This window comes from Glycomyces sp. MUSA5-2 (assembly GCF_037034145.1).
Taxonomy (GTDB): Bacteria; Actinomycetota; Actinomycetes; order Mycobacteriales; family Micromonosporaceae; genus Glycomyces; species Glycomyces artemisiae.
In genome coordinates, this window is sequence record NZ_JBAGKG010000002.1 from 480,456 (window position 1) to 494,481 (window position 14,026).

The 14,026-nt window shown below is 72.5% G+C and carries 14 protein-coding genes; 6 read left to right on the top strand and 8 right to left on the bottom strand.

Annotation, left to right across the window (positions count from 1 at the left end):
- Positions 1 to 55 precede the first annotated feature (55 nt).
- Both WA640_RS07895 and WA640_RS07900 read left to right on the top strand, forming a co-directional pair.
- A complete protein-coding gene (locus WA640_RS07895; RefSeq protein ID WP_335987026.1) occupies positions 56 to 1,213 on the top strand; it encodes a winged helix DNA-binding domain-containing protein in 1,158 nt (385 codons plus the stop codon).
- A gap of 61 nt (positions 1,214 to 1,274) precedes the next feature.
- Complete coding sequence (locus WA640_RS07900; RefSeq protein ID WP_106366551.1) at positions 1,275 to 1,751, top strand: OsmC family protein; 477 nt, start codon at positions 1,275 to 1,277, stop codon at positions 1,749 to 1,751.
- Between the two features lie 6 nt (positions 1,752 to 1,757).
- On the opposite strand, the gene WA640_RS07905 is transcribed toward WA640_RS07900, so the two are convergent.
- Positions 1,758 to 2,369 (bottom strand): cellulose binding domain-containing protein, encoded by a 612-nt coding sequence (locus tag WA640_RS07905; RefSeq protein ID WP_335987028.1) that lies wholly within the window; start codon positions 2,367 to 2,369, stop codon positions 1,758 to 1,760.
- Between the two features lie 382 nt (positions 2,370 to 2,751).
- On the opposite strand from WA640_RS07905, the gene WA640_RS07910 reads away from it, so the two are divergent.
- Complete coding sequence (locus tag WA640_RS07910; protein ID WP_335987030.1) at positions 2,752 to 3,705, top strand: NADP-dependent oxidoreductase; 954 nt, start codon at positions 2,752 to 2,754, stop codon at positions 3,703 to 3,705.
- Here the strand turns inward: WA640_RS07910 and WA640_RS07915 are convergent.
- Positions 3,692 to 4,075, bottom strand: a complete 384-nt coding sequence (locus WA640_RS07915; protein ID WP_335987032.1) for a MerR family transcriptional regulator — start codon at positions 4,073 to 4,075, stop codon at positions 3,692 to 3,694. The two genes, WA640_RS07910 and WA640_RS07915, sit on opposite strands and share 14 nt — an antisense overlap.
- Before the next feature lie 78 nt (positions 4,076 to 4,153).
- Between WA640_RS07915 and WA640_RS07920 the strand changes: the two genes are divergently transcribed.
- Positions 4,154 to 4,576 (top strand): hypothetical protein, encoded by a 423-nt coding sequence (locus tag WA640_RS07920; RefSeq protein ID WP_335987034.1) that lies wholly within the window; start codon positions 4,154 to 4,156, stop codon positions 4,574 to 4,576.
- A 37-nt stretch (positions 4,577 to 4,613) separates the two neighbouring features.
- Here the strand turns inward: WA640_RS07920 and WA640_RS07925 are convergent, their stop codons facing one another.
- From WA640_RS07925 to WA640_RS07945, 5 genes are all read right to left on the bottom strand, one after another.
- Positions 4,614 to 5,804 (bottom strand): cellulose binding domain-containing protein, encoded by a 1,191-nt coding sequence (locus tag WA640_RS07925; RefSeq protein ID WP_335987035.1) that lies wholly within the window; start codon positions 5,802 to 5,804, stop codon positions 4,614 to 4,616.
- A 105-nt stretch (positions 5,805 to 5,909) separates the two neighbouring features.
- On the bottom strand, positions 5,910 to 6,566 hold the full coding sequence (locus WA640_RS07930; RefSeq protein WP_335987036.1) for a class I SAM-dependent DNA methyltransferase: 657 nt from the start codon (positions 6,564 to 6,566) through the stop codon (positions 5,910 to 5,912).
- A 25-nt stretch (positions 6,567 to 6,591) separates the two neighbouring features.
- On the bottom strand, positions 6,592 to 7,407 hold the full coding sequence (locus WA640_RS07935; RefSeq protein ID WP_335987037.1) for a class I SAM-dependent methyltransferase: 816 nt from the start codon (positions 7,405 to 7,407) through the stop codon (positions 6,592 to 6,594).
- 56 nt (positions 7,408 to 7,463) lie between these two features.
- Positions 7,464 to 8,015 carry a hypothetical protein gene (locus WA640_RS07940; RefSeq protein WP_335987039.1) on the bottom strand — a complete coding sequence of 184 codons (552 nt, stop codon included), beginning with the start codon at positions 8,013 to 8,015 and terminating at the stop codon, positions 7,464 to 7,466.
- A 70-nt stretch (positions 8,016 to 8,085) separates the two neighbouring features.
- A complete protein-coding gene (locus WA640_RS07945; RefSeq protein WP_335987040.1) occupies positions 8,086 to 8,943 on the bottom strand; it encodes a helix-turn-helix transcriptional regulator in 858 nt (285 codons plus the stop codon).
- A 169-nt stretch (positions 8,944 to 9,112) separates the two neighbouring features.
- On the opposite strand from WA640_RS07945, the gene WA640_RS07950 reads away from it, so the two are divergent.
- Positions 9,113 to 9,889: an SDR family oxidoreductase gene (locus WA640_RS07950; protein WP_335987042.1), complete on the top strand. Its 777-nt coding sequence runs from the start codon at positions 9,113 to 9,115 to the stop codon at positions 9,887 to 9,889.
- Between the two features lie 129 nt (positions 9,890 to 10,018).
- Positions 10,019 to 10,960 (top strand): aldo/keto reductase, encoded by a 942-nt coding sequence (locus WA640_RS07955; RefSeq protein WP_335987044.1) that lies wholly within the window; start codon positions 10,019 to 10,021, stop codon positions 10,958 to 10,960.
- A gap of 71 nt (positions 10,961 to 11,031) precedes the next feature.
- On the opposite strand, the gene WA640_RS07960 is transcribed toward WA640_RS07955, so the two are convergent.
- Positions 11,032 to 13,995: a glycoside hydrolase gene (locus WA640_RS07960; protein ID WP_335987046.1), complete on the bottom strand. Its 2,964-nt coding sequence runs from the start codon at positions 13,993 to 13,995 to the stop codon at positions 11,032 to 11,034.
- Positions 13,996 to 14,026 lie beyond the last annotated feature (31 nt).

Below are 14,026 nucleotides of genomic sequence, written 5' to 3' on the forward strand. Positions count from 1 at the left end.
CGGACCCGGGCCGCGCACAGGTTTTCCTGTCGGTCCCTCCGGCTAGCCTCTGACCATGCAGCTCACGACCCGGCGGTTGAACCGCGCCACGCTCGACCGCCAGTCCCTCCTGCACCGCGCCGAGGCCGACGTCGAGTCCGCGGTGCGCGGCGCCGTCGCCCTCCAGACCCAGTCGCCCGTCTCCGGGTACATCGGCCTGTGGAACCGCGTCGCCGGGTTCGACCCCGCCGACCTCGACGCCGCCTACAAGGAGGGCCGGGTCCTGCGCGGCAACCCCGTGCGCATGACCTTGCACACCGTCGCCGCCGACGAGTACCGCACCTTCCGCGAAGCCACCGAGCCGTCCCTGTACGCCGCGAAGCTCGGCGGCCGCATCGCCGCCGCCGGGATCACCGGCACCGAGGCGTACGAGCTGTCGGAAGCGCTCTACGAGGCCCTGTTCGCCGCCGGCGAGGTCCGCACCGCCCGCGAATGCGAGGCCTGGCTCGCCGACCGCCTCGACGCCGCCACCGCCAAGGCCGTGTGGCCCGGCATCCGCCAGTACGCGCCCCTCCTGCGCGCCCCCGGCGCCGGACCCTGGGGCTTCACCGACAAGGTCGAGTACACCGCCGCCCCCGACAAGCCCGCCCTCCGCGACGACGAGGCCGCCGAAGCCGGACTCGCCGCCCTCATCCTGCGGCACATCGAAGGCTTCGGGCCCGTCTCCGTCGCCGACGTCGCCCAGTTCGCCATGGTCCAGCGCGGCCGCGTCAAGAAGGCCCTCGTGCCCCTCGACCTCGAACTCCACCAGGGCCCGAACGGCGAAGTCCTCTACGACCTGCCCGGCGCCGCGCTCCCCGACGAGGACGTCCCGGCCCCGCCGCGCCTGATGGCCATGTGGGACAACGTGTTCCTCGCGTTCCACGACCGCGCCCGCACCGTTCCGCCCGAGTACCGCACCACCCTGATCCGCAACAACGGCGACGTCCTCCCGATGCTCCTCGTCGACGGCCTCGCCGCAGGCGTCTGGCGCACCGTCGACGGCGCCATCGAGGCCACCGCCTTCCACCCCCTCCCCGAGGACGTCTGGGCCGCCCTCGCCGAGGAGGCCAAGGGCCTCGCCGCGCTCCTCGCCGACCGCGAAAGCGACGTCTACCGCCGCCACCACCACTGGTGGGACAAGCTCCCGGACGCGGCCCCCGACCGCGAGACCGTCGTCCTCGCCGGGGAATGACCCGCCGCGCCCGCCCGCGCCCCGGATACGATTCGGCTCACCGCAACGGAAGGAGCACGCCATGAGCGGCCGCGAGCACCACTACGAGGTCACCGTCGAATGGACCGGCAACACCGGCAACGGGACCGCCAAGTACTTCGACTACGGACGCGACCACGACATCACCGCCCCCGGCAAGCCCCTCATCCGCGGCAGCGCCGACCCGGCGTTCCTCGGCCAGAAGGAGCGCTGGAACCCCGAGGAGCTGCTCGTCGCCGCGCTCTCCGAATGCCACATGCTCACCTACTTCGCGCTGTGCGCGCGCGAGCGCATCGTCGTCACCGCCTACACCGACGCCGCCGCGGGGACCATGACCGAGGAGAAGGGCAACAGCGGCCGCTTCACCGAGGTGGTGCTCCATCCGGTCGTCACCATCGCCGACCCCGCCGACGCCGAGCGCGCCGCCGCACTCCACCACGACGCCAACCGCGACTGCTTCATCGCCAAGTCGGTGAACTTCCCCGTCCTCCACGAGGTCGAGATCCGCACCGGGTCCTGACGGGGTTCAGGCCGGGGTGCAGGGGACGGTCTCGGGCAGCACCCAGCCGTCCTCGACATCGGCCGAGAAGCTCGGATCGACGCTCTCGCCGGGCGCGATGGCGGCGTTGAACATGATGTCGCCGTAGCGGTCCCCTTCGAGGTGCTCCAGCCCCCACGCCGCGGTCACCTCCATGCCGTCCAGGGCGAGCAGGACCTCCCAGCCGTCGATCGGCTCGGCCCCGGTGTTCGCCACCGACACCGCCACCGAGATCGACGACGACCACTCGGTGTCGAGCGACAGCGACGCCGTGCACTCCGGCCCGGCGTCCGCCGCGCTCGCCGAGGTCGCGGCGGCAGCGGCGGAGGTCGTCGGATCACCGCTCGGGGACGCCGCGGACGACTCGGGCGACTCCGGGGACGTCGCCGGGGCGCTCGCGCTCGTCGTCTCCGCGGCGGCCGTGAACTGCGGACCCCCGGGCGTGTCGGCCTCGGCCAGGTCCGGGTCGTGCTCGTCGCGCAGCGCCCCGAACTGCCACACCGCCGCCACGGACACCAGCGCCGCCACGACGACGAGCACCAGGAGCGAACGCCCGTGGATCCGGCCGCGCAGCACGCCGCGGTCCATCCAAGCGCGCATGGGGCACCTCCGGAGGGGTCGAGGGCAGGAGCGGACGCGCCGCGCGCAGGCCGCGGCGCGGAGGGGGGTGCCGTGTCCACGGTGAAGCGTACAAGGCCCTTGTGCGCTGGCGAAACGCCCCGATTAGTGCGACTCGATCCCGTTGCGCCGGTGTCGTTCCCGTCTCACTCCCGTCCCTCGTTCGGGGGACGGGCGGCCCGGCGGGCCTGGTTTCTGTCGGACCCGCGCGGAAGGATCGCCGCTATCTTCCCCGGGGTGGGTGGGGGTTAGGGATGGTAATACGGGCCCGGCGCATTCGAACCGCGCCAGCCGGGTACGCACCGGTGTAGATTCAGGCCGGGCGCAGCCGGGCGTCCGCCGGTCAGGACCGAAGGGACCCCTTATGCGCGCCGTCGTCGCCACCGACTTCCACACCGAGCCGACCCTCGCGGACCTGCCCGTCCCCGAGCCCGGTCCGGGGGAGGTGCTCGTCAAGATCGCGGCCGCGGGCGTCAACCCCTTCGACTGGAAGGTCGTCGAGGGCGCCATGCGCGGGTCCGTGCACCACGAGTTCCCGCTCGTCCTAGGCTCCGACGGGGCCGGGACCGTCGTGAGCGCCGGGGAACCCGGCCTGGAGGACGCCCGCTTCGAGCCCGGCGACCGCGTGTTCGGGCAGTTCATGGACGTGAAGCTCGGCCGCGGCTCGTACGCCGAGTACGCGATCACCAAGGCCGCCAAGCTCGCCCGCCTCCCCGACAAGCTCGACTTCGCGACGGCCGCGGCCATCCCCACCGCCGGGGCCGCCGCCCACGACTTCGTCGAGGGCACCGGCGCCGGGCCCGGGCAGACGCTCCTCGTCAACGGCGCGTCCGGCGGCGTCGGCCAGGCGGCCGTGCAGCTCGCCGCCGCCCAGGGCATCCGCGTCATCGCCACCACCGACCCCGACACCGCGGCCCTCCTGCGCGACCTCGGCGCCGCCGAGACCGTCGACTTCACCGCGGGCCCCACCGCCGACCAGGTCCGCGCCGCCCACCCCGACGGCATCGACGCGGTCGTCGACCTCGTCTCCGGGCCCGCCGACATCGAGCCGATCGCCCTGCTGCTCAAGCCGAACGGCGCGATCGTCTCCTCCAACGGCGCCGTCGACGCCGACGCCTTCGCGGCGAAGGGCCTGCGCGGCTCGAACCTCTACGCCAACGCCCGGCCCGGCACGCTCGCGTCCCTCGCCGAGTCGGTCCAGAGGGGACAGATCCGGTTCCTCATCGACCACGAAGCGCCCCTTGAAGAGGCCGCCGCCGCGCTCGACCGCCTCAAGGCCGGCCGCTCCCGCGGCAAGACCGTCCTCACTGTCGCTTGAAGCCGGGTCGACCGACCCGGTCCGGCTCCAGCGGGCACCCGGTGTCCGCCCTCGCGGCCAGCTCCGCGCGGAGCGCCGTCAGCTCCGCGATCTTCGCGTCCACGGCGGTGATCCGCTCGGCGAACAGCGCCGAGAGCGCCGCCGCCGTGTCGGGCGCGCCGCGCAGCTCCTCGCCGTGCCGACCGATCTCGGCGAGCGTGAATCCGAGGCGCTGCGCCGTGCGCACGTAGTCGAGCCACGGCACGGCCTCCTCGGGGAAGTCCCGGTAGCCGTTGGGGGACCGGTGCGACTCGACCAGCCCGATCCTCTCGTAGAACCGGATCGCGTCCCGGCTCAGCCCCGACCGCTCCGACAACGCACCGATCCGCACGGACCCTCCCTCGCGACTTGACATTGGAGTGCACTCCACCGTTTACGGTAGCCCGACCCGAACGAACGGAGCACTTCCATGTCCGCTGTCCTCGACACCGCCGCGCCGCAACGGCACTCCTACCTCACCGTGGTCCGCGCGAGCGCCGTCTACGACCTCGTCGTCACCGCCGGGTTCGCCACGCCGTGGACGCTCGCCCTGGTCCACGCCGGTCTGGACGGCCTCAGCGGCGCACTCGGCCTCGCCGCGTTCCCCGCCCTCGACCCGATGCAGGTGCTGTACGCGAACCTCATGGGCTCGGTCGTCGTCGTGTGGTCGCTGCTGCGGCTGCTGCGCCCGCAGCGCGTCCACGGCCTGTTCGACGGCGCCGCGCGCGTCCTGTTCTCGCTCTGGATGGCCTACGCGCTGGCCCACGGGGGCCCGGACCTCCTGTGGGGGTTCCTGGCCGTCGAAGCCGCCTGGGGCGCAGCGCAGCTCGCGCCCTGGCTCCGGAAGCGGTGAGCGCCGCCCCGCCGCTCGCGGCGGGGCGGCGCCCGGTTCAGCAGCCGATCCGGCTCGGCCCGAAGGCGACGTCGTCGTACCAGACGGTGTCGGCGTCGTTCCCGTAGCTCTCCCAGCCGAGCCGCAGGTCCGCGAGGTCGGGGTTCCAGCCGGGCTTGGAGAGCCACTGCTCGTCCACGTCGTGGGTGGGGGTGCCGTCGACGGTGAGCCCGGTGACGGCCTGGCCGTCGACCCAGGTCGCGAGGTTGCCGCCGCTGATCTGGTACTCCACGCACACCCAGGTGTCCACCGGGAAGGACGCGCTGAGCGCGACCCCGGCGGGGCTCTGGGCGGGCAGGGTCGCGTCGTCGGACTCGCGGTTCCACTGGAGCTTTGAGTTCTGGCCGCCCAGGCGCAGGTCCGCGTTGTTGTCGTTGCGGTCCTGCATGGCGATCATCGTGGTGTGGTTCGGCGGCTGGGCCGTGGTGTGCCGCATGTACACCCGGAACCACTCGGCGTCGGCGGGCAGCGAGCGGCCGACGAACACGTGGTTGCAGTACGTCGCGCCGCCGTTGACGCGCACCGACTTCCCGCCGCCGTTCGCCACCGTCGTGTCCACAGTGGCGGTGCCGGTGCCGGTGCAGTCCTGGGCGCCGACGCTCCACGCGCCGCCCGGGACGGTCCCGGTCTGGTCCTCGAAGCCGTCGCAGACGGCCCCGGCCGGGCAGTCGCCCGGGTCCGGCGGATCGGTCGGGTCGTCAGTCGGATCGTCGGTCGGGTCGTCGGTGGGCGACTCGGTCTCACTCGGGGTGTCCGTCGGCTGCTCCACGGTGCCGCACTCGACCCCGTTGAGCGTGAACGCGGTCGGGGAGGCGCCCGAGCCGGAGACGACGAGGCCGAACAGCTCGCGGGTCTGCCCGGCGCCGACGGCGGCGTTCCAGCCGACGTCGGAGCCGGTGAACGTGGTGCCGGACTGGGACCAGGAGACGTTCCAGGCGCTCTGCACCTGCGCGCCGGGCTTGAGCTGGAACTCGATGTCCCAGCCGTCCACGGCGCCGTCTTCGGCGGTGAGCGAGACGGCGGCCTGGTGGCCGGAGCCCCAGTCGCTCACCACCTTGTAGTCGAGCGCTTGGCAGCCGACGGCGTGCGCCGGGCCCGCCGTCACGATCCCCAGCGTCGCGGCGGCGACCGCCGCCGACAGTGCGACGGCCGCGGCGAGGCGCCGCGGCCGGGTTGGCATGGATGCCATGCAGGTACTCCTCTGCTCGGATCCGCTTCACCCCAACCCGACCGCGGACAGGCTTATCTATCGATACTAATAAATATCACGATTTACCCGTGCGTGGGAGCGCGCCTACGGATTCTCGGTGCCGGGTTTGCGCATCACGAGGTGGCAGAAGTGGAACCCGCGCACCGGGTCCTCCTCCGGCGGGCTCACGAGCCGCGCGACCTCCGCGAACCCGGTGTCCCGCAGCAGGTCCGCGACCCGCTGGTAGGACCACTGCCACGCGGGGGCCACCCGGTGGTCGAACGGCCACGCGAGCCGGTCGGTGCGGTCGCTGGCCTGGAAGCTGAGCGACAGCAGCCCGCCCGGCGCGAGGACCCGGTGGAACTCGGCGAACACCGGGCCGATCTCCTCGGGCGGCGTGTGGATGATCGAGCCGCGCGACAGCACGCCGCCGAGGCCGCCGTCCGGCAGGTCCAGGGCGCTCATGTCGCCGAGGGAGAACGCGATCCCGGGGTGCTCGCGGCGCGCGAGCGCGATCATCTCCGGCGACAGGTCGATGCCCTGCGCGTCGAGTCCGAGCGCGTGCAGGTATCCGGTGATATGCCCTGGGCCGCAGCCGATGTCGGCCACAGGTCGCGCGCCGCCCTCCTTGACGCGCTCGGCGAACGCGTCGATCATCGCGCGGTCGAACGGGTGCTCGCGCAGCGTGTCCTTGAACGTCTCGTAGTAGAGCTGGGCGACCTCGTCGTACCGGGTCCGCGTCTCGTCTCGGGGTTCGGCCATGGGACGAGACCCTATCGCGCCGCGCCTAGGGCCGCCAGATGACGACCTCGACGCCGCGCACGCGCTCGGCGAACCGCCCGCCAGGGGCCGCGTCGCGCAGCAGCAGCCGCAGGTCCGCCTCGAACACGGGAAGCCGTGGGCCGAAGTGGTGCGGCGCGGAGCTCGACAGCGAGAGCACGGCCGCCACGATCTCGTCCTCGCTGCGCTCGGCGATCCGGCCCTCGTCGACGGTGATCCGCTCGGGCCCGGCGTACCCGGCGCGGGCCATGACCTCCTCCTCGGACCCCTTGGTGCCGTGGGGGAGCAGGCCCTGCCCGGCACGGCGCACCGGCCCCAGGTAGCGGGCCACGAGGTCGTCGATCGCGTCCCACGGCGGGGCCGGGAGCGGCAGCGGCTCGGCGGTGTCGACGCCGCGGTGCGTGGTCGCTCCGATGTGGACCCACGCGCCCGCGGGACAGATCATGCCGCGCACGCGCTCGGCCACAAGGTCCTGCTCCATCCAGTGGAAGGACTGCGCGAACGCGACGACCCGGAACGTCCCGAGCCCGCCGGGGAGCTCCTCGGCGCGCATGCGGCGCCAGTCGAGGCCCGGCGCCTTGAGCCGCGCTTCGGCGATCATGCCGGGGTCGGCGTCGACGCCCACGGCCTCGGCGAACAGGGGCGCGAGGAGCACGGTCAGCGAGCCGGGACCGCAGCCGACGTCGAGGAGCCGCCCGGTCCCGTCGAGGCCGAGCGCGTCGCGCACGGCGTCGGCCAGGCCCGGCGGGTAGGGCATCCGGCCGGTCCCGTAGTGCGCGGCGGCGCCCGCGAAGAGCGTCTCGTCCCATGCCCAGGCGTCCATCCCGGGGATGCTACCGGCGGCCGCGGCGCCTTCCGAGCGCATTTCCACCTTCCGGGTCACTCGGCGCCGGTGAACGCGGTCCGGAAGCTGATGTGGCTCGCCATGTGCGCCAAGTACTTCGGGTCGGTGACGCGGATGGTGAACCCGGCCTGGTCGCCGTCCGCCTCCGGGTCGACCGCGAACGAGGCGATGACGGCGTCGGCGCGGCGCCGGAACTCCTCGCCCCTCGGCTTGGTCAGCAGGTACGCGTGCCCGTCGGAGGTGCCCCGGCCGCCGTCGAGCTGGCCCTCGTACGCGCTGTAGGCGTTGACCTTCGGGACCACGGGCTCCTTGGTGCGGTGGTCGAGCACGAAGCCCTCGTCGTCGATCCACACGCGCTTGCCGAGGATGAGTTCGAAGCACTCCGCGAACTCCGCGGCGGTGCCGGGGTCGATGTCGGTGGCGCCGAAGCCCTGGAACCAGGCGTCCATGAGCAGTTTGAGCCCGAACCCGGTGCCGTGGTCGGGGCCGTCGCCGAGCCGGACGCCATCGCCGATGAGGCTCGTGAGCGTCCCGTCGAGCGTGTTTCCCTCACGGCCCCAGGTCCACACGTCGAAGATGTACGTCATGGCCGTGAATCATAACCAGTGCGGGCAATTCCGGCGAAGGAGGTGATAGATCACACTCTATGTCTCCGGGTCAGCGCCCAGTGTGCGGGGCGGCGGGGGCCGTCCAGGAGTCGAGCAGGCGCAGCGCCTGCGCGCTGGGCGAGTCCGGTTCGACGTTGTAGACGCACAGCGTCTGGTCGGGGTCGTCGGGGAATTCGAGCGACTCGTACGCGAACTCGATCTCGCCCGCGACGGGGTGCCGGTACGCCTTGCGCCCGTGGGTGCGGCGCAGCACCTGGTGGTCGTTCCACCAGCCGCTGAACTCCGGGCAGCCGAGGGTCAGCTCGCCCACGAGGTCGGCGAGCTGGCGGTCGTCCGGGTGGCGCCCGGCGTCGAAGCGGAGCACCGCGACCGAGTCGCGCGCGACGGTCTCCCAGTCCACGACCCGTTCGCGCGCTTCGGGATCGAGCAGGTACCAGCGCGCGAGGTTGCGCCGCTTCGCCGGGAGCGCGTCGAAGTCGGTCATGACGGCCTTCGCGAGCCGGTTGACCGCGAGCACGTCGGTGCGCCTGCCGATGATGAACGCGGGCACCGATTCGAGGCTCTGGAGCGTCAGCAGCAGGCCCGGGCGGACGCGCTGCGCGGCGAGCGGCCCGCGCCGCCTGGGGGCGCGGCGGCCCGCGAGGTCCTTGAGGTGCTCGCGTTCGGAGGCGTCGAGGCGCAGCGCCTCGGCGAGCGCGTCGAGCACCTCGGGGGAGGGGTTGCCGGCCCGGCCCTGCTCCAGGCGCGTGTAGTACTCGACGCTCATGTTCGCCAGCCGCGCGACCTCGTCGCGGCGCAGGCCCGGGACGCGCCGCACGCGGCCGTCGTCGGGCACGCCCGCGTCCTGCGGGTGCACGCGGGCGCGGCGGCTCCGCAGGAAGTCCGAGATCTCGGTGCGCTGGTCCATGGCCCCAATTCTGCCCCGCCGGACCGGCCCCGGGCGGCGCCTGACTGGTACTGGCGGTACCAGTCGCGGGAGGGGATTTCTAGCGGCGCTTCGGGCCCGTTTCCGGTGCTGTACTCGATTGCAGGGCGGCCGGACCGCCTGGAAACCGAACGCACCGAAGGATCACGACATGTCTACTGTGAACACCGTTCTGCCCCTTGCGGGCCGCGTCGCCGTCGTCACCGGGGCCTCCAGCGGCCTCGGCGAGGCCGCCGCCGAGCTGCTCGCCCAGCGGGGCGCGAAGGTCGCCGTCCTGGCTCGCCGCGCCGACCGCCTCGCCGCGCTCACCGGGCGCATCGAAGCGAACGGCGGCACCGCGCTCGCCGTCCCGGTCGACGTCACCGACGCCGAAGCGGTCCAGTCCGCCGCGGCCCGGATCGAGGCCGGGTTCGGCACCGTCGACCTCCTGTTCAACAACGCCGGCGTCATGCTGCCCTCGAAGATCGCGGACGTGCGCGCCGACCTGTGGAATCAGCAGGTGGACCTGAACATCGGCGGGCTCCTTAACACCGTCGCCGCGTTCGTCCCGCAGCTGCGCAAGGCCGCCGCCGACAAGGGCGTCGCGGACCTGGTGAACACCTCCTCGATCGGGGCGCAGAACCTGTTCCCCACGTTCGAGGTCTACTGCGGCACCAAGGCGTTCGTCACCCACTACTCCCGCAACCTGCGCATCGAGCTCGGCTCGCAGGGCGTGCGCGTCGCGGTCGTGGAGCCGGGGATCGTCCGCACCGAGCTCCAGGGCCACGTCACCGAGCCCGACGCGACCGCGTGGCTCGACGAGACGTTCAAGACGATGGAGGTCCTCGAACCCGCCGACGTCGCCGAGGCGGTCGCGCATCTGGCCGCGCTGCCCGCCCGCGTCAACATCGAGCGGCTGACGATCATGCCGACGACGCAGGCGAACTAGGCCCCCGCCGACGGACCGCACAGGCGTCCGTATTCGCGTGCGGTGTTCCCGGGGTGTGTGAAAGGATCGCTTCGGAAATTCGGAGGGGTGCAGCGCGCGCCCCGGGAACGGACCCACGGAGGGCACGCCATGACCAAGCTCGGCAGGACCGGAATCGACGTCTACCCGCTCGTCCTGGGCACCAACACGTTCGGCTGGACCACGGACGAGGCGGAGGCCCACCGCATCCTCGACGCCTTCGCCGACGCGGGCGGGACCCTCGTCGACACCGCCGACTCGTACTCGGCGTGGGCCCCCGGCAACAGCGGCGGGGAGTCCGAGACCGTCATCGGCTCCTGGGTCGCCAAGCACCCCGGACGGCTCATGATCGCCACGAAGGTCTCGCAGCACCCGGAGTTCAAGGGCCTGTCGGCCGCGACCGTCAAGGCCGCCGCCGACGCCTCGCTCCAGCGCCTCCAATCTGAGGCGATCGACGTCTACTACGCGCACTTCGACGACGCCGAGACGCCGCTCGAAGAGACCGTCGCCGCGTTCGACGCGCTCGTCACCGAGGGGAAGGTCCGGCACGTCGCCGTCTCCAACTACAGCCCCGAGCGCCTGCGCGAATGGCTCGACATCGCCGAGCGCACCGGCGCGGCCCGCCCGGTCGCGTTGCAGCCTAAGTACAGCCTCGTCAGCCGCGCCACGTTCGAGCCGGCCCTGCGCGACATCGCGGTCGCCGAGGACCTCAGCGTCTTCCCCTACCACGCGCTCGCGAGCGGCTTCCTCACCGGCAAGTACCGCACCGAGGCCGACCTGGAGCAGAGCGTCCGCGGCGGCTCGGCCGCCAAGCACCTGAACCCGGCCGGGCTCGCGGTCATCGACGGCCTCGCCGACATCGCCGAGGACCGCGGCGTCGCCATCGGCACGGTCGCCCTCGCCTGGGTCCGCACCCGCCCCGGCATCGCCGCCCCGATCGCGGGCGCCCGCGAACTCGCCCAGCTCGCCCCGCTGCTCGCCTCCGCGGAACTCGACCTCTCGCAGGACGAGCTCGACCGCCTGACCGCGCTCTCGGACGCCGTGGGCGCCTGACGGTCCCGAACGAGCCGGGGCCCGCATCGCCGACCTGCGATGCGGGCCCCGCCCGTTTCCCACCCGTCCGCCTAAGCGGCCGGGGCCTTCGCGTAGACCTCGATCTCGCTCAGGATGATCCACCCCGCGGTCCCGCCGGAACCGGCGGTCATGACCACCCGCACGGCGGACGTCTTCGCGTTCACCTCCACGTCGATCACCGGGACCTCGTCGGTCGGCACGTCGACGAATCCCGCGTCGACCCAGTTCCCGTCGGCGTCGCGGTACTGCACCGTCAGCGTGTCCGCATAGGACGGACGGCCGCCGTCGCTCCAGAAGTAGGAGACGACCCGGGTCACGTCCCGCGCCTCCGGCAGCTCCACCGTGATCGCGTCCTCGGTGTTGAACGGCCCGGACTTCCAGTTCGACCAGGCCTTGTCCGTGAGGACCCCGTTGCGCAGGGCCGCAGTGGAATAGCCCGGCTCGGTGTACGTCGCGGTGATCGCAGTCCCGTCGGCGAGCGCCGCGTTCGCCTCCACCGGGTCGGTCACCTCCACGTCGACCACCGCGGGCAGCTCCGTGCCGTCGACGAGCACCGCGGTGCCCTCGATCCGCACGGTCCCGTAGTCGTCGAACGCGCCCTCCGCGGGCTCCTCCCACGTCACCGGCACCGCGGCCTCGGTCCCGTGGTCGCCCAGCGCCGTCACCGTCTCCGGCAGCGGCGGCACATACCCCGGGTACGTCTTCGCCGACGCCGGAGCCGTCTCCGAGAACGTGTCGACGCTGACCTTCGCCTTGGCGCGGAACGTGTTCCCGAGCGCGTCGACCGCCTCGCCGAACACCGTCACCGTCTTCACCCGGTTCCACGTGGACTCGCGCGGCATGTCCCACTCGACGGGGAGCGCCCCGCGCACGCCGTCGCGGTACACGCCCGGCACCGTCTCCGGCAGGACCGGCACGAAGCCCGGCACGGTGTACGCGCTCACCTGCTGCGCCCGCAGCACGGTCTCGTCCACCACGCCCCAGCGCTGATTGGCCGCCGAGGTCGGCGTGTACGTCTGCACCGGCGACCCGTCGGCGGTCGCCTCGCCCCACACGTCCAGGACCAGGCCCGTCCCCACGTTCACGGGCACGTACGTGCCGTCGCCGGTGGTCGACAGGTACCACGTCGCCGCCTCCGACGGCTCCCCGTCACCGGACTCCAGCACCGCGAGCCCATCGCCGATCGCCAGCCGCGCCCCCGTGGCCGCGTTGACGATCGCGTACCGCTCGCGGTTCGAGTACCCGTCGGTGAGCCGCTCGACCTCCCACAGCTGCTCGCCGTCGTACTCATCGTCGGTCTCGATGACGATCCCGGTGCCGTCCGCGTTCGGCGCGATCGACTTGCCGCTCTGCACGCCGTCGAAGCGGTACACGTGCCCGTCCTGGAACAGCGCCGCGTCGCAGTCGACGCCCGAGACGCCCTCGACCACGAACGTCGTCACCGACTTCGCCGGGACCGTCAGCGTCGCCTCGCCGCCGCGCACCCGCACCGCGTCGCCCTCGACGAGCGCGCCGTCGGCGCTGGTGACCACCGGGGTCACCGAGGCGCCGCGCGCGATCCGCTCGAAGTTCGACAGGTCGAGCGTGATCTCCATGTCCGCGTCGGTGCTGTTGGTGTACACCACGTTCGCGCCGCTGCCGTCCGCCTCGACCGCCGCGGTAGTGGCCGCGTTGTCGGTGGCGATCACGTGGTCGCCCGGCTCGATGTAGTGCGTGAAGTTCTGGATCGTGTAGTACTTCGTGTTCACCTTGATCGGGCACGTCTCCAGCGTGTCCTCGGCGGTGCAGTCGAACGGCAGCTGGATCGAGCCCCAGCTGTGGCCCGCGGCGACGTCCTCGACCGGTTGCCACAGCACCCACGCCGTGGGCTCCAGCTCCCGCAGGTCGTCGGTGATCCGCGAGGCGATCCCGATCCCGTTCTCCATCGACGTGTAGTCCTGGCCGGAGGTCCACGACCCCTCGACCTCGCTCATCCACAGCGGCTTGTCCGCGGCCTTCGCGAGGTCGCGGGCGCTCGTGCGCTGCCCGGTGCCGTAGGTGTGGACGTTCATCTGCTCGACGTTCGCCCGCGACTCCTCCGTGTACGCGTTCCAGTTGCGCACGAACGTGCCCGGATTCGTCTCGTCCATCGCCGAGACGACCGCGTCGAGCTCGGACTCCGACAGCTGCTCGGCGAGCGCGTTGATGACGAGCTGCTGGAGCTCGGGCCCGGCGTGCGCGCCCTCCTGGCGCCCGCCCGTGGGCTGCACGCCGTCCGGGCCGAGCTGGGTGCCCCAGTAGTTCGTGTTCGGCTCGTTCAGCGGGTCGACGGTGTCGAACTCGATGCCGTGCTCGGCCTCGACGCGCTCCATGACCTCGGTCAGGTAGAGCGCGAACTCGTCCACGGTGTCGGTGCGGATCTGGTCCTGGTTCGCGTCGAACCCGCCCGAGACGTACCCGGAGACGGTCTGGAAGTACGGCGGCGAGTTCGAGAACGCCTCCCAGTGGGTGACGTCGTCCTTGACCGCGTCGATCCACCACCGCTGATTCGCGTCGGCGTCCCAGTTCCAGTGCTCGGGGTTCTCCGGGTCCCACCAGTCCTTGTCGGCCTGGGTGGTGCCCTCGGGGGCGGCCCACCAGCCGGGGACCGCGGAGGCCCCGCCGCGCAGGTACTCGTTGTCGATGTTCGGGGCGTTGCCGCCGCCGATGTTGTACCTGGCGATGTTCAGGTTGAGGCCGTCCTCGCCGAAGACCATCTCCGCCAGCTCGTTCCGGATCTCGTCGGGGTAGCCGCCGGTGGCGTTCGCGAACCACACGAGGCTGGTGCCCCAGCCCTCGAACGCCGCCTGCTGGTACGACGGGTCGAGGACGACCGTGACCGCGTCCGCGGCGGCCTCCTCGGCGCTGGCGGTGAGCACCGGCAGGCTCGGCGCGGCGACCGCCGCCGCGAGCCCGGCGGCGCCGACGGCGGCGATGCCGCGTCGGAAGCCGTTGCGGCGCAAGCGCTGCGCACGCGGGGGACGGGGGGATGACATCGTCGTCTCCTTCGGGGGGTCGCAATCGAAT